Source organism: Curtobacterium sp. NPDC087080, assembly GCF_044745105.1.
GTDB lineage: Bacteria > Actinomycetota > Actinomycetes > Actinomycetales > Microbacteriaceae > Curtobacterium.
In genome coordinates this window covers 362,318-383,252 of sequence record NZ_JBIUZP010000002.1, presented here as the reverse complement: position 1 = coordinate 383,252, position 20,935 = coordinate 362,318, and the positions used below count along the sequence as shown (strand labels likewise).

Genomic DNA, 20,935 nt, shown 5'->3' with positions numbered 1-20,935 from the left:
CACATTTAGTTGCAATGCGGAACCATCGGATGTATCGTTGCGCGGTCTGCAAAGTTACACAGTACGAAAAAGGAGTTCGATGACCGCCACCGCACCCGTCTCGGTGCAGCCCGGCCGCCACGGCGCCGGGCCCGACGCGGCACCCGGAGTGTCCGGCGCACCCGGCCAGCAGCCGCTCATGACGCACCGCCAGATCCTCCTCGTGATCTACGGCCTGATGGCGGGCATGTTCCTGTCGTCCCTCGGCCAGACGGTGTTCGGCACGGCGATCCGCACCATCGGCGACGACCTGCACGGGCTCGACCAGCAGGCGTGGGTGACCACGGCCTACCTGATCACGTCGACGATCGCGACGCCGATCTACGGCAAGCTCTCCGACATCTTCGGACGCCGGCCGCTCTACATCTTCGGCATCGTCGTGTTCATCCTCGGCGCCGTGCTGTCCTCGATGTCCACCTCGATGCTCATGCTCGCGGCCTTCCGCGCCGTGCAGGGCATCGGTGCGGGCGCGCTCATGTCGCTCCCGCTCGCGATCATGGGCGACATCCTCGCGCCGCGCGAGCGCGCCAAGTACCAGGGCTACTTCCTCGCCGTGTTCGGCATCTCGTCCGTCATCGGTCCGCTCATCGGTGGTCTGCTCGCGGGTTCCTCGGAGATCCTCTGGATCACCGGGTGGCGCTGGGTGCTCCTCATCAACGTCCCGATCGGCGTCGCCGCCCTGATCATGGTGATCGTCTTCCTGCACCTGCCGAAGGTGCACGGCACGGGCGACAAGCCGAAGGTCGACTGGTGGGGCGCCACGGCGGTCATCGTCACGCTCGTCCCGCTGCTGCTCGTCGCCGAGCAGGGCCGCACCTGGGGCTGGGGCTCCCCCGCGGCGATCGCCAGCTACGTGATCGGTGCCCTCGGGCTCGTCGCGCTGCTGCTCGTCGAGTCGAAGATGGGCGACGCGGCGATCATCCCGCTCAAGCTCTTCCGCTCGGGCACGTTCTCGATGGCGACCGTCATCGGCTTCCTGGTCGGCTTCGCGATGTTCGGCGCCATGCTGACCATCCCGCTCTACCTGCAGATCGTCGTCGGCCTGACCCCGACCGAGTCCGGCTTCGCCACGCTGCCGCTCGTCGGTGGGCTGATGATCGCCTCGATCACCTCCGGTCAGATCGTCGCCCGCGTCGGCCGCTACCGGATCTTCCCGGTCATCGGCACCTTCCTGGTGTCGGCCGGCTACGTCGTCCTGACCTTCATGACGATCGACAAGCCGCTCTGGTTCCTCATGATCGGCATGTTCCTCATCGGGCTCGGGCTCGGTTCGGTCATGCAGTCGCTGACCCTGGCGTCCCAGGGCTCGGTCGAGGCCCGGGACATGGGCGTCGCCACCTCGTCGGCCACGTTCTTCCGCCAGATCGGCGGCACGCTCGGCACCGCCGTCCTCCTGTCGATCCTGTTCTCGGTGATGCCGAACAACATCCTGACGGCGACCGCGAACCAGGCCGACCTGAAGCCGGCGCTGTCCGCGGCACTCGACCCGTCCGTCGCCGGCAAGCCGGCGAACCAGGGCGCGATCGAGAAGATCTGGGCCCCGATCACCACCCCGCTCCAGCAGACCGTGCAGTCGCAGCTCGACGACGCGTCGACCCAGGCGAAGCAGGCGGCCGACCAGGCCGTCACGCAGCAGGTCACCGCGGCCGTGCAGCAGCGGGTCGCAGCCGGCGCCGTGCCCGCAGCCGCGGCGCAGGGCGTCATCGACCAGCAGGTCGCGGCGGCCACCCCGGCAGCCGAGTCCGCAGCCCTCGAGGCCGTCGCCGACCAGGCCCACGCCAGCGTGCAGGACGGCACCGTGTCGGTCGACTGGTCGAACGCCTCGCAGCGGTCGTACTGGGTGGACGAGCTCACGCCGGCCCTCGCGAAGAAGATCGACGACGGCGCCAGCTCGGACTCCGCGGCGACCAGCACGAACGACACCTCGTTCCTCACCGGCGCCGACAGCCGCCTCACGCGGCCGTTCATGGCGGGCTTCAACGCCTCGTCCGTCACGATCTACTGGGTCGGACTCGGCGTGATCCTGCTCGCCTTCGTGCTCACCTGGTTCTTCCGGGTGCCGCCGCTGCGCCAGCGCTCGGCCCTGCAGGAGCAGCACGACGCCGCCAACGGGTCGTCGTCCGACGAGGCATCCCCCGAGGCCGAGCTCGAGGCCCGCGCCGGGCTCGCAGCAGCCGAGGCCGGATCGTTCACCGGACCGATGACCGGCTCCACGCCGACCCAGCGCCGGTGACCCTCGGCCGCCCGCACCCCAGCCGGGGCGCGGGCGGCCTCCCCGTGCCGGGCACGACCGGCACACACGACCCGGGCCACCGCTGGACACGGTGGCCGCCCAGCACCACAGGAGTGCACGTGAGCACCACAGCAGCACCGGAGCCGACCACCGCGCCGTGCACGTTGCGCGAGCGGAAGAAGCAGCAGACCCGGCAGGCGCTCCACGACGCCGCCCTGACGCTCGTGTCCGAGCACGGTCTCGACGGCGTCACCGTCGAGCAGATCTGCAGCGACGCCGACGTCTCCCCGCGGACGTTCTTCAACTACTTCACGTCGAAGGCGCACGCCGCTCTCGGCCTCGACACCGTCGAGGTGCCGGAGTGGGCGGCGACGCGGTTCGCCGAGGCGGACGGCCGGCTCGTGGACGACCTCTGCGTCCTGATCGCTGCGACCGTCCCGCTCTCCCAGGACCGCCGCCGGATGAAGGAGCTCCTGGTGCTCCGGCCGGAGATGGCCCCGATGGTGATGCAGTGGATGGCCGAGTCGCGGCAGTCACTCCTGGCCACGGTCTCGTCGCGCACCGACGAGCAGACCGCCCGCACCGCCGTCGGACTCGTGCTGTCGGCCCTGTCCGAGGTTGCGCACCGTGACACCGTCGGGGACAGCGACGAACTCGCGGCGAAGCTCCGGACCGTCGTCGCCGAGATGGGCGCGATCGCCGCGGGCTGACCGAGGTCGACCGGCCCGCCTGCTCAGCGCGGGCCCTGGCTCAGACCGACCTCGCGAACGCCTCGAGCGCGGCAGCGGCGGCATGAGCACGAGCGACGTCGGTGTCGCTCACCGAGCGCGCGTTGTACTCGGCCTTGTTCTTGACCGCGAGCAGCACCTCGAGATGTCGCGCGATGCCTTCCGCAGGCGACCACGCCGGAAGGCATCGTCCCCGACGGCGGTGGTGCCCGTGCGCGGAGTCATCCAGCCAGGGTACGGAGGCTCCTGGCCAGCCATCGACCATCACCTGCGATGACAACGCCCTCCGCCGCCACCGACGCCAACAGCTCGTCCTGCGGGTCGAGGTCTCCTTCGTCGAACAGCACGGCATGGGTCGCGTTCCCCGTCCAGCGCCGCACCCGATCGCACAGGTCGTGGACGAGCGGTTCGGCCGCTTCGCGACGATCGTCGACCACGATGAAGCAGAGGTCCAGGTCGCTGTCCGAGCGCATGTCGCCGCGGGCGCCCGAACCGAAGAGCGCAGCGAACCGCAGCGGGATCTCGGCACAGCCGTCCCGCAACCGCCGCAGCAACTCCTCGCGTTGACGGGCCAGGGCCACGATCGCGTCTGCCGCGAGGTGGTCATTGTCGAGCACGAACGTCTTGGTCCGACCCACACGGCCCCCGAGCAGCACCCCCTGCTCGACCAGACGATCCGCGGCGTTCCGGACACCCGCGTAGGAGCGACCACCGATCGCGTCGACGATCTCCCGCAGGGTGACGGGTCGACCAGCGCGGACGACGGCCGACAGGAGATCGCCGTCCACGGTCGGCGTGACCGTTCGCATCGTCTCCTGCAGCTGCATCGATCCGCCAGGTAGAAAACTACCGTTTGCGGTGAAATACTACCAGTGCACTGCTCGAGCGATCCAGGCTCCCTAACGCCCCCTCGCCAGCCGGACGCTCCGGCGGTAGCGTCGGCTCATGGACGGCACCGCACCGACCCCGTACCTCTTCCTCCCCGGCACCGCCCGCACCGCGCTCGCCCGCTGGCAGCAGGTCTTCGGCGGTGAGGTCCGGACCACCTCGTACCAGGACGCCGGACGCGACGACGGGCCACCGCAGGCCGTGGCGCACGGCGAACTCGTCGGCTCCGTCCGGCTCTTCGCCGCCGACGCCGGTCGGGACGACGCCCCCTTCGCGGCCTCCGGCCTGCTGCTCGCACTGCTCGGGACCGCCGACCCCGGCGTCCTCCGCCGGTGGTTCACCGACCTGGCGACGGACGGTACGGTCGTCGACGACCTGCAGGAACGGCCGTGGGGTGACTGGGACGGCACGGTGCGTGACACCTTCGGCGTCACGTGGCTGATCGGCTTCGAAGGCGCCGCCCTCGACACCACGGACTGAGCCGGGTCAGCCCTCCGCGTGCTGGTCGGACCCGAGCGGGAGCAGCGGCGCCCAGAACGCGTCCGGCCCGTCGGCGACGACGGCGTCGGACTCGAAGCGGAACCCGTAGCCCCGCACGAAGTCGAGCGCTGCGGCCTGCTCGTCCTCGGCATCGTCGGACGCTGCGTCGAAGAGGTACACGCCGTGGCCCATCCGGACCCCGGAGTCGCTGATCACGGTCAGGTCCCAACGGCCCTCCTCCGCGCGTTCGATCCGGACGACGGCGGCCTGTGCAGCGGTGAAGTCAGCCATGCAGCGGATCCTACGGACCAGCACCAGGGCGCACTCAGGGTCCGGCACGCCGTACCCTGACCGCATGGACTCCCCGCTGCCGTCCGGCACGACGAAGCGCCGGATCACCCTCGACCTCGGGCGTCCCCGGCTGACCTGGGGTGCCCGGCCGACGGTGACGATCGACGGCATCGGTCACCCCGCCCAGTGGGGCACGGGCACGTGGGCGGTGGCCGAGGACGGCTCCACCACGATCGGGGTCTCCTGCTTCAACCGCCTGTGGCGCTTCGGCATGGCCAGCAGCACGGTCGGCGACGCCGACGGCTTCGCCTACCGCAGCGGGGCGTTGCCGGTGGGCGCCGGCAGGCTGACGGCCCGACGCTCCGCGGACTGAGCAGGGAGGCGGCCGGGCGCCGGGGACCGCTCCAGTAGGGTGAGCGACATGTCAGTCGGGTTGCTCGCCGTGGTGGACGACATCCTCTCCGCGGCCCTCAAGGCCAGCGCGAAGACCGCCGGGGTCGTGATCGACGACGCCGCGGTCACACCGCAGTACGTGCAGGGACTGCAACCGGCCCGAGAGCTCCCGGTCGTCGGCCGCATCGCGCTCGGCAGCCTGTTCAACAAGTTCGTCATCATCATCCCGCTCGCGCTGCTGCTGTCGGCGTTCGCCCCGTGGGTGCTGCCGTGGCTGCTCGTCATCGGCGGCACGTACCTGTGCTTCGAGGGCGCCGAGAAGGTGACCGAGTGGTTCGGCGTGCACCACGAGACCGCCGGTGACGCACAGCCAACCACGGAGCCCAAGCTCGTCTTCGGCGCGGTCCGCACCGACCTCATCCTGAGCACCGAGATCATGCTCATCGCGCTGTCGAGCCTCGACACCGGGCTCGCCTTCTGGCCGAAGGTCGGCGCCCTCGCGTTGATCGGGCTCGGGATGACGACCCTGGTCTACGGCGCCGTCGCACTCCTGGTGAAGGTCGACGACATCGGGTTGCAGATGATGAAGAACGACTCGCGGCGCACCCGCCGTGCGGGGGCGCGGATCGTGCGCGCGATGCCGACGGTGTTCCGCGTCATCAGCATCGTGGGGACGGTCGCGATGCTCTGGGTCGGTGGGCACCTGGTGATCGCGAACCTGGCGGAGACGTTCTGGACCGGACCGTACGAGCTGCTGCACGCGGTCGAGCACGCGGTCGAGGCGACCGGTCCGGTCGTCACGTGGATCGTCGACACCGCCGTGTCGGCCGTGTTCGGGCTCGTGCTCGGCATGGTCGTCGTCGGCGTCGTGCTCGGCATCGGCCGGCTGCGCGGTCGCTCGCACTGACCGCCGGGTCCGCCCGCGGGCGTCGTCGGGACGGCGGCGGTCTCAGTCCTCGTCGTCCGTGGCGGTCGCCCACTGGTGCCAGGCCTCGAGCTGCGCCTGCGCGCTGCCGAGCGCACTGTGGGAGCCGCGGACCGTGCCGTCCTGCGAGACGAGCTCGTACTGTCGGCCGTGGGTGATCCGCGCGACCGGGCGGCCGTCGGCCCAGGCCGACCAGGAGTCGTCGCCGTCCTGCTGCCAGGTGAGGTCGTTCCGGTGTGCCATGGGTGCGGCTTCCGTTCGGTGCCGCAGGAGCCCGGGTGGCGGAACGACCCGTCGGACGCTACGCCGTCCGCCTGGACGGTCCTCAGAGCTCGACGTCGCTGCCCATCGTCACCGTGCGCTGTGCCGGCAGGCCGAACCGTGCCGCAGGATCGGCGGCGTTGTGGGCCAGGCCGACGAAGAGCTTCTTGCGCCAGCGCGCCATGCCACGGTTGCCCGGCTGCGGCCGGAGCGCACCGCGCGAGATGAAGTACGACGCCTTCACGATCTCGTCCGGGTCGATGTCGAGCACCTCGGCCAGGCAGGCTGCGTGCAGGGCCCGCGGCAGGTCCTGGTCGTCGGAGAACCCGAACTTCACCGTGATGTGGTCGATGCCGTCGTCCTCGTAGCCGAGGTCGTCGCGGAAGAACGCCTTCGCGTGCGGCACGTGCGGCACGTTCGCCGTGAGCACCGAGACGATGAGCACGGTCCGGTGCACCACGTGGTTGTGCTCGACGTTCGCGCGGAGTGCAAGCGGGGTCGTCTCCTTGTTCGGGTGGGGGAAGATCGCGACCCCCTCGACCCGCGGGATGTGCTTCGTGTTGATGCGCTCGATGAAGTCGGCGAGCGACCCCTCGCGTTCCTTGCGTTCCTCCTGCACGAGCTGCCGTCCGCGACGCCAGGTCGTCATCAGCGTGATCACCGCGAGGGCGATGAGCAGCGGGACCCAGCCGCCGTGCACGATCTTCGACAGGTTGCCGGCCAGGAAGGTCAGCTCGAGTCCACCGAAGACGACGGCAGCCAGCACGAGCTTCCACGTCGCCCAGTGCCAGAGTGGCTTGACGACCAGGAGCAGCAGCAGCGTGTCCACGACCAGCGCGCCGGTCACGGACACCCCGTAGGCGGTCGCCAGGCTGGCCGACGACCGGAAGGCGAGCATGATCGCGAGCACGCCGATGAAGAGCAGCAGGTTGACGGCCGGCAGGTAGATCTGGCCGCCCTCTTCACGCGAGGTCTGCCGGATCGTGAGCGGCGGCAGCAGCCCGAGCTGGATCGCCTGGCGCGTGAGCGAGAAGGCACCGGAGATGACCGCCTGGCTCGCGATCACCGTCGCCATCGTCGCGAGCACGACGACCGGGATCTGGAGCGCGTCCGGGAAGAGCAGGAAGAACGGGTCCTTCGCCGCCGAGGGGTCCTCGAGCACGAGCGACGCCTGGCCCAGGTAGTTCAGCACGAGCGCCGGGAACACCACGAAGAACCAGGCGCGCAGGATCGGCGGACGGCCGAAGTGGCCCATGTCCGCGTAGAGCGCCTCGGCTCCGGTGATGACGAGGACGACGGCGCCCATCGCCACGAAGGTGATGTACGGGTGGGCGACGAGGAAGGTGATCGCCCACGTCGGCGACAGGCCCTGCAGGACACCGGGGTGCGCGACGATGTGCGGCACCCCGGCGACGGCGATGACGACGAACCAGAGCAGCATCACCGGTCCGAACAGGTTGCCGACCTTGCCGGTACCGAACCGTTGGACCAGGAACAGCAGCACCAGGATGACGGCCGCGATCGGCACGATGAGGTGCTCGAGCGACGGCGCCGCGGTCGACAGGCCCTCGACCGCGGAGAGGACGGAGACGGCCGGTGTGATGACCGAGTCGCCGTAGAACAGCGAGACGCCGATGATGCCGATGACCAGGAAGACCGTCGCTCCCCCACGACGCTTCGCGTACAGGCGCCGGGCCAGTGCGGCGAGCGCCATCACGCCGCCCTCGCCGTCGTTGTCGGCGCGCATGAGCACGAGCACGTACTTGATCGACACGACGATCGTGACGCTCCAGAACATGATCGAGATGACGCCGTAGACGTCCTCCTGGTTCGCCTTGACGATGCCGCCGTCGATGGTGAACACCGTCCGGAGGGCGTACAGCGGGCTGGTGCCGATGTCGCCGAAGACGACGCCGAGCGCGGCCAGGGCGAGGGCGGCGACGCCCTTCGCGGGGCCGTGCGAGGGGTCGTCGACGGTGTCGCTCGTCGGCGCCGGGGAGCGGGTGTCGGTCACGCTCGTCACTTCCGTCGGGGTCGTCCGGGCGACGGCCGCGGATCATCCTTGCACCGCTCGCGCCCCGGTGTTCTCGGCGGACACCCATCCGTGCTCGAGTGTGCGGAGACCGGCTGTCGTGCAGGACTCGTACCCCGGCCCCTCGACGCGTACAGGAACCGCGTCCTACCGTTCGGGGCGACGCGAGCGCGGACGTCCCGCGCGCGGAAGGAGTGCACCATGGACCTCGACGGGTTCGAGCCGGCCCAGCTGATCGTCTTCGTGATCGCGGTGGTGCTCGTCTTCGGTGGCCTGCTGGCCAGCCGACGACGCCGCTGAGCGGTCACCGACCTGCCGCCGCGAGCGGCTGACGGACGGGAGGCGCGGGACCGACGGGTGACGCGCCTCCCGTCCGTCGGTGGGTACCGGGGTGCGGTCTCAGGCCGCCAGGTCGAGCAGCACGTCGTGCGCCACGCGCGCTGCGCGCGCCGACGCGTCGTCCAGGTGCTCGCGGAACTCGTCCCCGTCGGGGGCGCAGAGGTCGCTGATCCCCCGGATCGACAGGAACGGCATGTCGTGCACGTGGGCGAACTGGGCGATCGCGGCGGACTCCATGTCCACGGCCGCGACCGCGGGGAAGACCTCGCGCAGGGCGCGGGCGCGTCCCTCGGTCACGAAGACCTCACTCGACCCGATCGTGGCGGACCGGATGCGGTACGGCGTCCGCGCGGCGGCGGCCCGGGCGAGCATGTGCGGATCGGGCGCGTACTGCGGCGGCATCCCCGGGACCTGCCCGAGCGCGTAGCCGAACGCCGTCGCGTCCGCGTTGATGTTCACGTAGTGCTCGCCGACGACGACGTCGCCGATCTCGATGCCGCGCATGAGCCCGCCGGCGGTCCCGACGCTCAGCACCGGGACGGCGCCGAAGTCGTGGTAGCAGTGCGCCGTGGCGGCCGTCGCGTTCGTGAAGCCGATGCCGCTGCGCCGGAGGGCGACCACCGCACCGTCGACGTCGAGCAGGTGGTGCTCGTCGTGTCCACCCACCGGTCCGTCGTCGATGACGACGCCGCCCAGCAGGGTGGCGACGGCGGAGAGTTCCTCGGTCATCGCGGCGATGACGACGGCGACGGGCGTTGCTCGGGAGTGCACCGATCGATCCTCGCACGGCGGGGGCGTCGTGCCGTCACCGGACCTCGAACCCGTACACCGAGTACCCGTACGGCGTCGCCCGGTCGACACCCTGCAACCGGACCTGCCGCCACGTACCGGACAGCGGGACCCGGTCGGTGCCGCCGTCGCCGTCGGTGACGGTGGCGATGGTCGTCCACGCACCCGTCGTCCCGTCCCGTCCCTCGATGCGGTAGGCGCGGCCGTACGCGTCCTCCCACCGGATCGTCGCCTCGTGCACCTCGTGCCGCGCGCCGAGGTCGACGTCGAGGCGGGCGTCGTCCCGGTGCTCGCTCGCCCACCGCGTGCCCGGGTCGCCGTCCACCGCGTGGCGTGCCGGGGTCCCGGCCGACTCGTCGCCGGACGACGACACCGCGGCACGCCGAGCGAGGTCCGGCGTCGGCGAGCCCTCGGTCGAGAACACCCGGAACGACCAGACCGAGACGCCGTACCGCGTCGTGCGTGTGTCGGCGACCAGGCGCACGAACCGGGCGCGGACGCCGTCGAGTGCGTGCGTCTCGGTCCCGCCCCTGCCGTCGGTCGTCGTCGAGACCGTGCGCCACGGGTCGGACGCCCGGTCGCGGACCTCGACGTGGTCCGACGCCGCTGCAGCCGCCTCCCAGAGGACCTCGACGCGGTCGAGCGGCAGCACCGACCCCAGGTCGACCGCCAGCCACTCGCCGTCGTGGGCGGCGCTGGACCACCTGGTCGTGTCGTCGTCGTCCACGGCTGCGTCGCCCGACAGGTCCCCGCGCTCGTCGGACGAGGTCGTGACCCGCTTGCCGACGGCGACGTCGCGGGAGACCGCGGGCGACTCGCCCTGGTCGAGGGTCGTGAGGACGGCCTGCCCGGTCGCCGCACCACGGACCGCGCGGACCGTCGCGGTGGCACCGCCGCGGTCCGGCAGGGTCGCCGTGCCCGAGGCGCTCACCGTCGCGCCCCCGTCCGCGGTCCAGACGGGTTGGGCGTCACCGGTCAGCAGGCCGCCGTGGCCGTCGGCGTCGAACCCGTACGCGGCGAGCCGGACGGAGGAGCCGGGCAGCACCGTGGCGCTGCGCGGAGCGACCAGCAGGTCGCGGACGACCACGTCGGCGGCGGCCGGCGTCCCGGTCACCTGCACGTCCCACACCGAGTAGCCGTACTGGGTGAGGCGGTCGGTCATGTGCAGCCGGACGAAGCGGGCGGTCGCGCCGACCGGCACGGTGTCGACCGACGCGTCCGCGTTCGACACGGTGCGGACGTCCCGCCAGGGGCCGCCGTCCGTGTCGGACACCTGCACGACGTACCGTGCCGCCGCGGCGTTCTCCCACGTGACCCGGAGGTCCTCGACGTCCCGCACGGCCCCGAGGTCGAGCGTCAGGTCCACCGTGTCGACGCCGTGCGCGCTCTCCCATCGGGTGGCGGGGTCCCCGTCGACCGCCTTCGCCGCGGTGTTGCCCCCGTCGGTCGAGCTCGCCACGGCGGAGGTCACGTCGACGACCGGCACCGACGCGATCGACGAGACGACGGCGCTGCCCTCGACGCCGCCGGCCTCGACGCCGCCGACCGTCGCCACGACGTAGCCCGCGCCGGGGGCCGTGGTGGTGAGGGCCCCGTCGCCGGTGACCGTACCGGGGGCGGTGGTGCTCCAGGCGACGTCGGCGGGCAGCGGAGCCGGGTCGCCGTACTGGTCGTGCCCCTCGGCGGAGAACGTCACCGGCTCCCCGACCACGGCACGGGCCGTTCCGGGCGTCACCGTGATGCCCGTGAGCACCGGCGCCGGCGCGACGCGGAGGTCGTACGAGTCGGAGACCGCGCCGACGGTCGCGGTGACGGACACCGCGTCCGCCGCGGCGCCGGCGTGCAGGGTGCCGTCCTGGTCGATCGTCCCCGCGCTGGTCGACCACCGGACGTCGTCGAGCGGCATCGTCGCGCCGTACTGGTCGAAGCCGGTCACGGTGAACGCCGTCGTGCTCCCCGGTGCGAGCGTCCGCGGGTCGCCCTCGGTCCCGACGACGATCGTCGCCAGCCGGGCGTCGAGGTGCGACGTGACCTGCGTCCGGGCGGGCACCGCGATCTGCCCGATGACCCGCTGACCCTCGAAGACGTCGTAGGTGTGCTGGACGTCGTCGATGTTGTCGATCACGTAGGAGTACGTGCCGTCGGCAGCGCGGAACACCTGGCTCAGCGGGCTCGACGTGTGACGGTCGGTGACCTCGTGCCCGACGGTGCGGTTCGACATCGCCTGGTGGTAGACCATCCCGGCCATCGACCGACCGGTGACGGCCGGGTCGTGGTCGGCCCAGAGCGCGGCGTGCACGTCGGCGTACGTGTCCGGGTCGTACTGGGCGAGGAACCCGAGGACCACGTTGCCGAGCGCGTCGCCCATCTCGCTGAAGACCGCGGCCGCGCGGGCCGTGTCGGCACCGGGGTGGTGGTCGGTGAGGTCGACGCCGTACAGCCGGTCGATCGTGTCGGCGTCCGCTCGGTAGTCGGTGACGAGGAACGGGAGCAGCGGCGACGGCTCCGGCCAGTCCCCCGGCTGTCGGTCCGCCGTCGGGCCGTCGATCTCCGCGGGCACGAGCGCCGCCGGCAGGGTCTCGGGTGTCCACCACCGGGACGGGAACACGACGGAGCCGTCGTCGTCGACCGAGACGTACAGCGTGTCCGTCGACCGGTCGTACAGGGGGTTCGTCGCGGTCTTCGCCGTCACGTAGCCAGGGTGGTTCCGCTCCACGGCGCGGACGGCGTCCTGCAGTTCACCGATCGCCGCCGACCGGTCCCGCGTGATCGCGACGTCTCCGTAGGTGCCGACGCCCCACCACTTCTTGGTGAGCATCTGCACGTGCCCGGCGTTGCCGTTCACCACGCCGTCCTGCCCGACGACCTCGCCCCGGGCGGCCATCATCTGCCGCATGATCGCCTTCGAGAAGTCCGGGTCCCACCCGAAGTACGTGAACCACGGGGCGGTCGGCATCCACTGGATCCCGTAGATCCAGGCGGGGTCCCCCGAGAAGTACGTGGCCTCGGCCTGCCCGGAGTCGAACAGGATCCCCGCCTGCGCCGCGTCGTACGCCTCGGGGAACGCGCCGTCGCCGTCGTACACGGCCGACGCCGGGTTGCCGTGCGCGTTCTGGTAGTAGTCGCGGACGGCAGCGCGCTCGGTGACGTACTGCACCGCACCCGCCGCCTGCATGTCCCGGTCCCCCAGCACCGTGCCGAGCAGGAACAGCCCGGCCTCGGACTGGATCGCCTCGGACGACGACTCCTGGTTGTTGCCGCCGGGGGAGGACACGCCGCCGGCGTTCGAGTGGCCGGTCCATACGCCGAAGGTGCGGAAGTGCGGGAAGCGCTCGTCGTCGCGGTCCCAGTTGGCGTACTGCTTCGCGACGAGGGTCGCCATCTCGCCGTACCGCTGTGCCCACTCGGGATCGGCCCGCCCGAGCAGCGCCGTCGCGAGCGTGAAGTAGCCGTAGTGGAAGTGGTTGTCGTTGAACTGCGCGGACCCGTACGAGTCGCCGAAGCCGATCAGGGCCTTCCACGTCGGGTACATCGCGAAGAAGTGCTCCCGCTCGCCCTCGCTGTACGTGTACCAGTCCGTGAGCGCGCCTTCGAGGGTGCTCCGCATCCGGGCGGCGTCCTCGGTGTCGCCGAGCTGGTCCGCGACGCTCATGTACGCGCCGAGCTGCTGCAGGTCCTTGCCACCCCAGTAGGTGTCGCCGCCGTAGGTCGTCTTCTCGGCGTAGTCCGACAGGTACTGCCGCATGACGTCCTCGCGGTACGGGTCGTCGCCCGTGCTCGTCGGCTCGGCACCGATCGGGGTCAGGCCGCTGAAGGCGTACCGCAGCGTCCAGCCGTCGTGCCCGACGGTCGTCCGCATCGTGCCGCGCGGGGTGGCGTAGGTGGCGCCGGTGAAGTGGAGGTCGTGCTCGGCCTCGGCGTACTGGTGCTGCAACCAGCCCTGGACGGTGTCGTGGTCGGTGCCCTGCAGCACGTCGGTCTGCAGCGACCACCGCTGCTCGACCGCTCCCGCTGCAGGGTCGTACGAGTAGTCCATCCGGGTGTCACGCGGTACGGCGAAGGCCGTGCGGTGCAGGTCGTCGAGCGTCAGCCCCTGCTCGGGCACCGCGCTGAGCACGAGGAAGGGCGTGCCCGCGGATGCCTCGAGCACGTTGCCCGTGCGGGTGAAGGTGGTGCCGGTCGGTGCGTGCACCCCGAACACGTGTCCGTCCTGCCGGATCTCGAAGCGGTCGGCCGTGATGGTCCCGGTCAGTGCGCGGCCGTCGGCGTCGGTGAGCGCGGCCCCGTCCTGCAGTGTGATGCGCGGGGTCATGCCGTGGAACTCGAACCACTCGTACGGCGACCCCTGCACGCTCGTCACGTCCATGTACTGACCGCCCGGTCCGGCCTGCGGCATCCGCCAGCTGACGTTCCAGTCGCCCCAGCGCAGGGCGTCGGCCCGATCGGCCGAGAACGCCGTGTCGAACCGCTGCGCGATGCCGTCCGGGGCGTCGGTGAGCAGGACCTGGTCGACCAGGACGTGCGCCCACCCGGCCCGGAGCGAGTCGACGACCCGGACCTGTGCCGTCTGCCCGCGGTACGCGCTGACGTCCCACGACGCCCACCGCAGCTCCTCGCTGTCCGCGCCGGTGGCCTCCTCGACGACCTCGCCGTCGACGAGCAGCTGCACGGCCTCGGCACCGGGGTGCCGGCCCCCGCCGACGAGGAAGGCGAGCGTCGACCGGTCGACGGTGAACCCCGGTGAGGTGAGCGTGCCGGTCGCACCGTCGCCGTCGCGATCGGTGAACGAGTCGACGAACCCGTGACCGAGCCAACCGGACACGGCGCTCTGCCCCGACGCCGTGCCGGAAGCGGTCCCGCCGAAGGCCCCCCCGGTCGTGGTCCACCCGTCGGGCACGCCGTCCTCGAAGTCGGCGAGCACCCGGTCCGACGCGTCCGGCGTCGGCTCGACCGTGCCGCCGACGGTGACGGGGGCGTCGAGCCGCATCGCGGTGCCGTCGGCGTTCCAGGACGTCGGGAGGGTGAGCTTCGTCCCCTGTGCACTGTTCGACGACACGAAGGGGTACGCCCAGAGGTCGCCGGACCACCGGCTGACGAGCAGGTCGGTCCACCACTGGTTCGTGGGGACCGGCTTCCCGGCCTGGGACGGGTCGACGTACAGGTGCTGGTCGACGGTCTTCCGCACGTCGGCGATGGACGCGATCTCCGCCGGCGGTGTCGGCGCGTACGAGCCGTCCCCGACACGCACGCCGTCGACCTGCGGGCCGGCAGCACCGGGAGCGGGTGCGGCTGCCCGGTCGACCGGCGGGTGTGCCGGGTCGGCGGACCCGGTGCCTGCGGACCGGTCCGGGAGGTCCGTCGGGAGGGTGCTCGCGGACGCGAGGTCCGCGGCGGCCAGTGGGGACAGGGTCAAGGCGCCGAGCAGGAGCGTGACGACGACGGTGCGGACCAGGTGCACGGAGGGTCCCCTTCCGGGAGCGGAGGTTCGGCGGCGGAGCGTGCGTCGGGTCGCAGGGACCCCTGTCGGCAGCGCCGCACCCGACGTCAGGAGAAGTGAGGATCCGTACCGCACTCCGGCACCGGCACGTCCGGCGGTGCGCGTCGGCCGAGCCCGGACGCGCACCGTCGCCCCGGCTCACAGCGCGCCCGGGGCTACGGTCGGACCGGTGACCGACGAACGACGCCGCGAGGTCGGCGACAGCGACGCCCCCGTCGAGGACGAGATCGAGGAGTCCTTCGACGCGGTGGTCGACGAGGGTGCCGAGCGCCTGCAGCGGACCCTGCGGGTGGTGCTCGCGACCGGGTTCGCCGGCGGCCTGGAGATCGGGCTGGGCGTGATGGGCTACCTCGCCGTGCTGCACGAGACCGACAGCCACCTGCTCGCGGGGCTCGCCTTCAGCATCGGCCTCGTCGCGCTGTACCTCGCGCACAGCGAGCTCTTCACCGAGAACTTCCTCATGCCGATCGTGGCGCTCGTGGCCCGCGAGGGCACCGTGTCGCAGCTCGTCCGGCTCTGGCTCGGCACGCTCGTCAGCAACCTCGCCGGGGGCTGGGTCGTGATGTGGCTCGTCGTGCAGGCGTTCCCGCAGTGGCACACGGTGCTCGAGGAGTCCGCCCGCCACTACGTCGACGCACCCTTCGGACTGCAGACCGCCGTGCTCGCGGTGCTCGGCGGGAGCACCATCACCCTCGTCACGCGGATGCAGCAGGGCACCGACTCGGACCCGGCGAAGCTGGTCGCGGCGGTCGCCGGCGGCTTCCTGCTCGCCGGGTTGCAGCTCTTCCACTCGATCCTGGACTCGCTCCTGGTCTTCGGGGCGATCCAGGCCGGTGCGTCCATCACCTACGGGCAGTGGGCCGCCTGGTTCGGCTACGTGCTCCTGTTCAACGTGCTCGGCGGGGTCGTGCTCGTGACGTCGCTGCGCATCATCCGGTCGGCGGACCTGCTGCGCGGTCGGCGGCGCGAGGCGCCGGACGCACCGGACCGCGGGACGGGCGAGCAGGAGCGGGACACCGCGCACTGACCGGGGCGGACGACGGACGGGAGGCCCGTGGCTGCGTCGCCACGGGCCTCCCGTCCGTCGACGGGTCGCGTCAGTCGACCGGCGGCACGGTCGACGGGTCCACCGGCGTCGCGTCGGCGCCCGGGACCGATGCCGTGACCGCGACCGCGTGCGGGCCCGGGTCCACCAGCAGGCGACGGCGACCGTCGGTCGCCGAGCCGGCGAGCAGCGCCGTCATCGAACCGGTCCCACCGCCGGACGAGACCTCGACCGACGACTCGTCGAACCAGAGGGTGAGCGCGACGCGGTCACCCTCGGGTCGGACCGTGGCCGCGACGTGCCGCTCGAACGCCGCCGGCAGCCCGGGCGCGGTGGGACGGTCGAGCCGGAGCGAGGCGTCGGCGGGGTCGTAGCGGAGCCCGAGCCGCCGGCGACCGTCGGCGTCGTCGACGTCCAGGCGCACGACGCCGTCGCCCGTACGCAGCGCGATCGCGACCTCGACGCGGACCAGGCCGGGCAGCTCGTGGACGCTGGCCGGGTCGTCCTCCTGCCGGAGCACCGTCTCCGCATCGCCGGCCGGTCCGACGATGCGCCGCACCAGCTCGAGGCGTCCGTCCCGCTCGGTCAGGCCGAGGACCCGGGCGGCGGTCATCGCGCCGCGCCACGGCCGGGTCGGCAGGTCCTTCGCGTAGTCCCAGTTGCCCATCCAGGCGACGAGGGTCCGGTCCTGGCCCTCGGTGCCCGAGAAGGTGACGCCGGCGTACGCGTCGGGGCCGTGGTCGAGCCAGCGGTACGTCGAGAGCTCCTCGGTCGACTGCTCGCGCCACGACCCGTCCGGCAGCCGGGTCTCGGCGGGGAGCGGCTCGTCGGGGACGAACCGTTCGCCGTCGAACTGCCCGAGCACGACGTGGGTGCCGGACCCGCCGGCCACCCCGCCGGGGTTGAGGCTGATCAGCAGCACCCAGACCACACGGTCGGGGTCGCCGTCGACGGTCAGCGGGAACAGGTCCGGGCACTCCCACACGCCGCCGACCGGGCCGGCGGGGCCGTAGGTCGACACGAGCGTCCACGAGAGCAGGTCGGTCGAACGGTGCACGAGTACCTGGCGGTCCTGCGCCTCGACGGCGACCATGATCCAGCAGGGACCGTCCGCGCCCTCGTACCGGAACACCTTCGGGTCGCGGAAGTCGGCGGACCCGCGACGCAGCACCGGGTTGCCCGGGTGCTTCCGCCACCGGTACCCGCCGTCCGTGCTGGACGCGAGTGCCTGCGACTGCTCGGTCTCGGCCGCCTGCGTCCAGATCGCGACGAGGGGCGGCTGCTCGGCAGTCCCCAGTCCGCTCGTGTTCTCGGCGTCGAAGACCACCGAGCCGGAGAAGACCTGGCCGTCCTCGTCGGCCTCGAGCGCCACCTCGTGCTCGGTCCAGGTCAGCAGGTCCGCGCTCGACGCGTGGCCCCAGCCGACCGTGCCGTGGTCGATGCCGTTCGGGTTGTGCTGGAAGTAGAGGTGCCAGCGCCCGTCGTGGCGGACCAGGCCGTTCGGGTCGTTCATCCAGTTCCGCGCGGGGGTGAAGTGCACCCTGGGGCGGCGGATCGTGGCACCGTCCGCTGCCGACTCCGTGTGCGCGGTCTCCGTCACCGTGCTCACTTGACGGACCCGGCGGTCAGGCCGCGGACGAAGAAGCGCTGGAGCGACAGGAACACCACGAGGGGCACGATCAGCACGATGAACGACCCGGCGGCGACCAGGTTCCAGCCGGACCCGTACTGGCCGAGCAGGCCGAGCAGGCCCTGCTGCAGCACCGGGTTGGTGTTGCCGATGAAGATGTACGCGACGAGGTAGTCGTTCCACACCCACAGGAACTGGAAGATCGCGAACGACGCCAGCGCCGGCACGGACATCGGGACCGCGAGCCGCCAGAAGATCTGGAAGTGCGATGCGCCGTCGACGCGCGCGGCCTCGATCAGTGCGACCGGCAGCGTCGACATGTAGTTCCGCAGGATGTAGATGCACAGCGGCAGCGCGAAGGCCGAGTGCACGATCCAGGCCGCAGGAAAGGTCCCGGTGATCTGCAGCCCGGTCGCCTCGGTGATCGTCTTGTACAGCTGCAGGACCGGGATCAGCGAGATCTGCACCGGCACCACGAGCAGGCCGACGATGACCGCGAAGTAGAACTCCTTGAACCGGAACTGCAGGAACGTGAACGCGTAGGCCGCGAACGCGGAGATCATGAGCGGCAGGATCGTCGCCGGGACCGCGACCGCGACGCTGTTCAGGAACTCGGCGGCGAGGCTCTGCCCGGTGCCGGACGTCGCCCCGGTCAGGGCGTTCGAGTAGTTGTCGAGGGTCCACTCGGTGCCGAACAGGTTCCCGAAGACGGTCCACCAGCCGGTGCTCTGCGCGGCGGTCGTGGTGCGGAAGCTCGTGACGAGCAGGCCGATCGCGGGCACCATCCACAGCACGGCGATGACGCCCATCACGATGCTGAGCAGGACGCGGGGACGCTGCTCGGCGCTGGTCTTCGTGACGCGTTCGCGCTTCGTCGCGACGACCTTCGGGGCACCGGCCACCGGGACGATCTCGGTCATCGGAGGGCCTCCTGTTCACGGTAGGTCCGCACCTGGTACACGATGACCGGCACCACGGCGAGGATGAGGATGACGACCACGGCGGACGCCTTCCCGGGGTTGTTGAACGCGAAGAACTGCGAGTAGAACTCGACGCCGAGCACGTTCGTGTCGAACTGCCCGTTGGTCATCGCGAAGACGATGTCGAAGATCTTCATCACCGTGATGAGCACGGTGATGCCGACGGCGATGATCGTCGTGCGGATCTGGGGTGCGATCACCCGGAAGAACGCCTGCCGTTCGCTGGCGCCGTCGATGCGCGCCGCCTCGATCGTCTCCTCGGGCACGGCCTTGATCGCCGCGGAGAGCAGGACCATCGCGTAGCCGGCGTTGAGCCAGATCACGACCGCCATGAGCAGGAAGCTGTTCATGCGCAGGAAGTCGTTCTGCAGCCACGGGATCGGGTTCTGGTGCGTGATCGCGGTCCAGATGCCGTTGAGCAGGCCGACCTGCGGCTGTCCCGGAGCGTTGTACGCGTAGACGAACGACCACATCGACGCGGCGGCGATGAAGCTCACCGACATCGGCAGGAAGATCAGGGACTTGAAGGTCTTCTCGCGCTTCGGGCCGAGGCGGTCCGCCAGGGTCGCCACGAGCAGGCCGATCACGACCACGACGGCCGGGACGACGATGATCCAGAGCAGGTTGTTGAGCAGGGTCGACAGGAACGACGGCGTCGAGAAGAGCGACACGTAGTTGTCGAGCCCGCCGAAGGACGTCAGACCGTACTGGTCGGTCTTCTGCAGGCTCTGGATGACGGTCTGCACCGTCGGGACGACCAGGAAGACGAGCAGGAGGAGCAGGACCGGGCCGATGAAGACGTAGGGCAGGAGGCGACCGTGCCACTTGCCGTGCGTCTTCGAGACCAGGAAGTTGAGCCCGAGGTAGATCAGGAACGAGACGGCCAGTCCGCCGATGACGGAGACGAGGACGCTGAGGACTTGCTGCACGAGGGGTCACCTCACTTCGTTGTCGGGGTGTGCTGTTGCGGCGTGCAGGCGCCGAGGGCCGTGGCGGTGCCCGGTCGGACACCGCCACGGCTGGAGGTGGAGGGTGTTACTGCGACGGCCAGGAGGCGTCGATCGCCTTGAGCGTCTCGTCGAGCGATTGCTGACCCGCGGTCCACGCCGTCAGGTTCGTCCACTCGGTACCGGCACCGACGGCGCCCGGCATCTGGTCGGAGGCGTCGAAGCCGAAGACCTTGGAGTCCTTCACGGCCTGCTGCGCGACCTTCTGGAACGGGCTGGTGTACTCCGACGCCGGGAAGTCGTTGTGCGGCGAGAGCGCGGCCGACCAGTTCTTGGCGTAGCCGTTCGTGCCGAACTCCTTGCCGACCAGGTAGTCGACGACCTTCTTGGTGTTGTCGTCCTTCTTGAAGGCGGCGACCAGGTCACCACCGCCGAGCGTGCCCGACGTCGCGGCACCCTCGGGGGTCGGGAGCGGGAAGGCGTTCACGTTCGTCGTGTCGCCCTTCGCGATCTGCTCCTGGATCGCGGACGGGAAGTTGCCGGTGATGAACGTGCCCTGGCGCATCATGTAGCACTGGCCGGCCGGCTTGCCGCCGTCGACGAACAGGTTGTTGCCCGCCGCGCCGAAGTCGGTGGACGCCATGGCCTTGCCGCCGCCGTTGACCGCGCCGTCGGCGAAGATCATCGACTCGACCTTGCCGGCGGCCTGCTTGACCAGCGGCGAGTCGAACTTCACCTTGTGGGTGATCCAGTCGTCGTACTTGTCGAGGCCGCCGTAGCGGAGCACGTACTCCTCGAGCCAGTCCGTCATCGGCCAGCCGTTCGAGCCCTGCGACGCGATGCCGACGCACCACGGGTAGCCGGAGCCGTCCTGGATGATCTTGTCCTGCAGCGCGGTGAGCTCGGCGTCCGTCTTCGGGACCTCGTAGCCCTTCGCCGCGAAGGCCGCCGGGTCGTACCAGACGAGCGACTTCACGTTGATGTTGTAGGGCAGGCCGTACGTCTTGCCGTTGACCTTCGCGATGTCGGCGAGACCGTTCGCCTCGTCCGCGGTGACGCTCTTCACGTCCACGAGGTCGTCGAGCGGCTGGATGCCCTGGCTGATGAGCGACTTGAGCACGCCCGGCTGGGGGAAGATCGCGACGTCGGGGGCCTGGCCGCCCTTCACCTGCGTGACGATCGACGTCTGGAAGCTGTCACTGCCCGAGTACTTGACCGTGATGCCCTGGCTCTTGGCCCACGTGTCCAGGTCCTTCTGGAACGCCGTGGCCTGTGCACCGGTGAACCCACCGGAGATCGTGACCGTGCCGTCCGACGACCCGGATCCGCCGGCGCTGCAGCCGGTCAGCGTCAAGCCGGTCCCGACCGCGAGCGCGGCGGCGACGGCGATGCCCTTACGAAGCCTCATTACTTCGACCTTTCACTCGCACAAACCCAA

Annotated in this window: 16 protein-coding genes; 6 read left to right on the top strand and 10 right to left on the bottom strand. The window is 71.0% G+C overall.

Translation table 11 applies throughout. The features are described from left to right. Nucleotides 1-79 precede the first annotated feature (79 nt). Nucleotides 80-2,272: an MDR family MFS transporter gene (locus ACIPEQ_RS06060; RefSeq protein ID WP_250368415.1), complete on the top strand. Its 2,193-nt coding sequence runs from the start codon at nt 80-82 to the stop codon at nt 2,270-2,272. Nucleotides 2,273-2,391: 119 nt separating this feature from the next. Continuing rightward, complete coding sequence (locus ACIPEQ_RS06055; protein WP_250368414.1) at nt 2,392-2,982, top strand: TetR/AcrR family transcriptional regulator; 591 nt, start codon at nt 2,392-2,394, stop codon at nt 2,980-2,982. Nucleotides 2,983-3,221: 239 nt separating this feature from the next. On the opposite strand, the gene ACIPEQ_RS06050 is transcribed toward ACIPEQ_RS06055, so the two are convergent. Then, on the bottom strand, nt 3,222-3,827 hold the full coding sequence (locus tag ACIPEQ_RS06050) for a nucleotidyltransferase domain-containing protein (RefSeq protein WP_402714475.1): 606 nt from the start codon (nt 3,825-3,827) through the stop codon (nt 3,222-3,224). Between the two features lie 118 nt (nt 3,828-3,945). On the opposite strand from ACIPEQ_RS06050, the gene ACIPEQ_RS06045 reads away from it, so the two are divergent. Next, nucleotides 3,946-4,368 carry a VOC family protein gene (locus ACIPEQ_RS06045; protein ID WP_402714474.1) on the top strand — a complete coding sequence of 141 codons (423 nt, stop codon included), beginning with the start codon at nt 3,946-3,948 and terminating at the stop codon, nt 4,366-4,368. 6 nt (nt 4,369-4,374) lie between these two features. On the opposite strand, the gene ACIPEQ_RS06040 is transcribed toward ACIPEQ_RS06045, so the two are convergent. Next, complete coding sequence (locus ACIPEQ_RS06040; protein WP_126890210.1) at nt 4,375-4,659, bottom strand: hypothetical protein; 285 nt, start codon at nt 4,657-4,659, stop codon at nt 4,375-4,377. A 64-nt stretch (nt 4,660-4,723) separates the two neighbouring features. Here ACIPEQ_RS06040 and ACIPEQ_RS06035 point away from each other — a divergent pair, with 64 nt between their 5' ends. Both ACIPEQ_RS06035 and ACIPEQ_RS06030 read left to right on the top strand, forming a co-directional pair. After that, nucleotides 4,724-5,032: a hypothetical protein gene (locus tag ACIPEQ_RS06035; RefSeq protein WP_402714473.1), complete on the top strand. Its 309-nt coding sequence runs from the start codon at nt 4,724-4,726 to the stop codon at nt 5,030-5,032. A 48-nt stretch (nt 5,033-5,080) separates the two neighbouring features. After that, nucleotides 5,081-5,959, top strand: a complete 879-nt coding sequence (locus ACIPEQ_RS06030) for a DUF808 domain-containing protein (RefSeq protein WP_402714472.1) — start codon at nt 5,081-5,083, stop codon at nt 5,957-5,959. Nucleotides 5,960-6,001: 42 nt separating this feature from the next. Here ACIPEQ_RS06030 and ACIPEQ_RS06025 read toward each other — a convergent pair whose 3' ends face one another. The 4 genes from ACIPEQ_RS06025 to ACIPEQ_RS06010 all read right to left on the bottom strand — a co-directional run bounded on the left by ACIPEQ_RS06025 (nt 6,002) and on the right by ACIPEQ_RS06010 (nt 14,856). Next, the gene (locus ACIPEQ_RS06025) at nt 6,002-6,220 is read right to left on the bottom strand and encodes a hypothetical protein (protein WP_126890214.1); all 219 of its coding nucleotides are present in this window, start codon (nt 6,218-6,220) and stop codon (nt 6,002-6,004) included. Between the two features lie 82 nt (nt 6,221-6,302). After that, nucleotides 6,303-8,252, bottom strand: a complete 1,950-nt coding sequence (locus ACIPEQ_RS06020) for a potassium transporter Kup (protein ID WP_402714471.1) — start codon at nt 8,250-8,252, stop codon at nt 6,303-6,305. 417 nt (nt 8,253-8,669) lie between these two features. Beyond that, nucleotides 8,670-9,380, bottom strand: coding sequence for a 5'-methylthioadenosine/S-adenosylhomocysteine nucleosidase (gene mtnN / locus ACIPEQ_RS06015; protein ID WP_402714470.1), 711 nt, complete (start codon nt 9,378-9,380; stop codon nt 8,670-8,672). Between the two features lie 34 nt (nt 9,381-9,414). Next, entirely contained in the window at nt 9,415-14,856 is a 5,442-nt protein-coding gene (locus ACIPEQ_RS06010; protein WP_402714469.1) for a discoidin domain-containing protein, read from the bottom strand. A gap of 208 nt (nt 14,857-15,064) precedes the next feature. On the opposite strand from ACIPEQ_RS06010, the gene ACIPEQ_RS06005 reads away from it, so the two are divergent. Next, nucleotides 15,065-15,922 carry a formate/nitrite transporter family protein gene (locus ACIPEQ_RS06005; RefSeq protein WP_402714468.1) on the top strand — a complete coding sequence of 286 codons (858 nt, stop codon included), beginning with the start codon at nt 15,065-15,067 and terminating at the stop codon, nt 15,920-15,922. 70 nt (nt 15,923-15,992) lie between these two features. Here the strand turns inward: ACIPEQ_RS06005 and ACIPEQ_RS06000 are convergent, their stop codons facing one another. From ACIPEQ_RS06000 to ACIPEQ_RS05985, 4 genes are all read right to left on the bottom strand, one after another. Then, nucleotides 15,993-17,549 (bottom strand): GH32 C-terminal domain-containing protein, encoded by a 1,557-nt coding sequence (locus tag ACIPEQ_RS06000; protein WP_402714467.1) that lies wholly within the window; start codon nt 17,547-17,549, stop codon nt 15,993-15,995. After that, nucleotides 17,546-18,490 (bottom strand): carbohydrate ABC transporter permease, encoded by a 945-nt coding sequence (locus tag ACIPEQ_RS05995; protein WP_402714466.1) that lies wholly within the window; start codon nt 18,488-18,490, stop codon nt 17,546-17,548. The genes ACIPEQ_RS06000 and ACIPEQ_RS05995 overlap by 4 nt, the downstream gene beginning before the upstream one ends. Continuing rightward, nucleotides 18,487-19,479, bottom strand: coding sequence for a carbohydrate ABC transporter permease (locus ACIPEQ_RS05990; RefSeq protein WP_058748928.1), 993 nt, complete (start codon nt 19,477-19,479; stop codon nt 18,487-18,489). Before ACIPEQ_RS05990 ends, ACIPEQ_RS05995 begins: the two co-directional genes overlap by 4 nt. 106 nt (nt 19,480-19,585) lie before the next feature. Continuing rightward, a complete protein-coding gene (locus ACIPEQ_RS05985; protein WP_126890225.1) occupies nt 19,586-20,905 on the bottom strand; it encodes an ABC transporter substrate-binding protein in 1,320 nt (439 codons plus the stop codon). Between the last annotated feature and the right edge of the window lie 30 nt (nt 20,906-20,935).

Excerpts from the sequence above, each read along its gene's own strand:
- ACIPEQ_RS06050 (WP_402714475.1), bottom strand. The coding sequence starts at position 3,827 with ATGCAGCTGCAGGAGACGATGCGAACGGTCACGCCGACCGTGGACGGC.
- ACIPEQ_RS06035 (WP_402714473.1), top strand. The coding sequence starts at position 4,724 with ATGGACTCCCCGCTGCCGTCCGGCACGACGAAGCGCCGGATCACCCTC.
- ACIPEQ_RS06040 (WP_126890210.1), bottom strand. The coding sequence starts at position 4,659 with ATGGCTGACTTCACCGCTGCACAGGCCGCCGTCGTCCGGATCGAACGC.
- ACIPEQ_RS06030 (WP_402714472.1), top strand. The coding sequence starts at position 5,081 with ATGTCAGTCGGGTTGCTCGCCGTGGTGGACGACATCCTCTCCGCGGCC.
- ACIPEQ_RS06025 (WP_126890214.1), bottom strand. The coding sequence starts at position 6,220 with ATGGCACACCGGAACGACCTCACCTGGCAGCAGGACGGCGACGACTCC.
- ACIPEQ_RS06045 (WP_402714474.1), top strand. The coding sequence starts at position 3,946 with ATGGACGGCACCGCACCGACCCCGTACCTCTTCCTCCCCGGCACCGCC.
- ACIPEQ_RS06060 (WP_250368415.1), top strand. The coding sequence starts at position 80 with ATGACCGCCACCGCACCCGTCTCGGTGCAGCCCGGCCGCCACGGCGCC.
- ACIPEQ_RS05985 (WP_126890225.1), bottom strand. The coding sequence starts at position 20,905 with ATGAGGCTTCGTAAGGGCATCGCCGTCGCCGCCGCGCTCGCGGTCGGG.
- ACIPEQ_RS05995 (WP_402714466.1), bottom strand. The coding sequence starts at position 18,490 with ATGACCGAGATCGTCCCGGTGGCCGGTGCCCCGAAGGTCGTCGCGACG.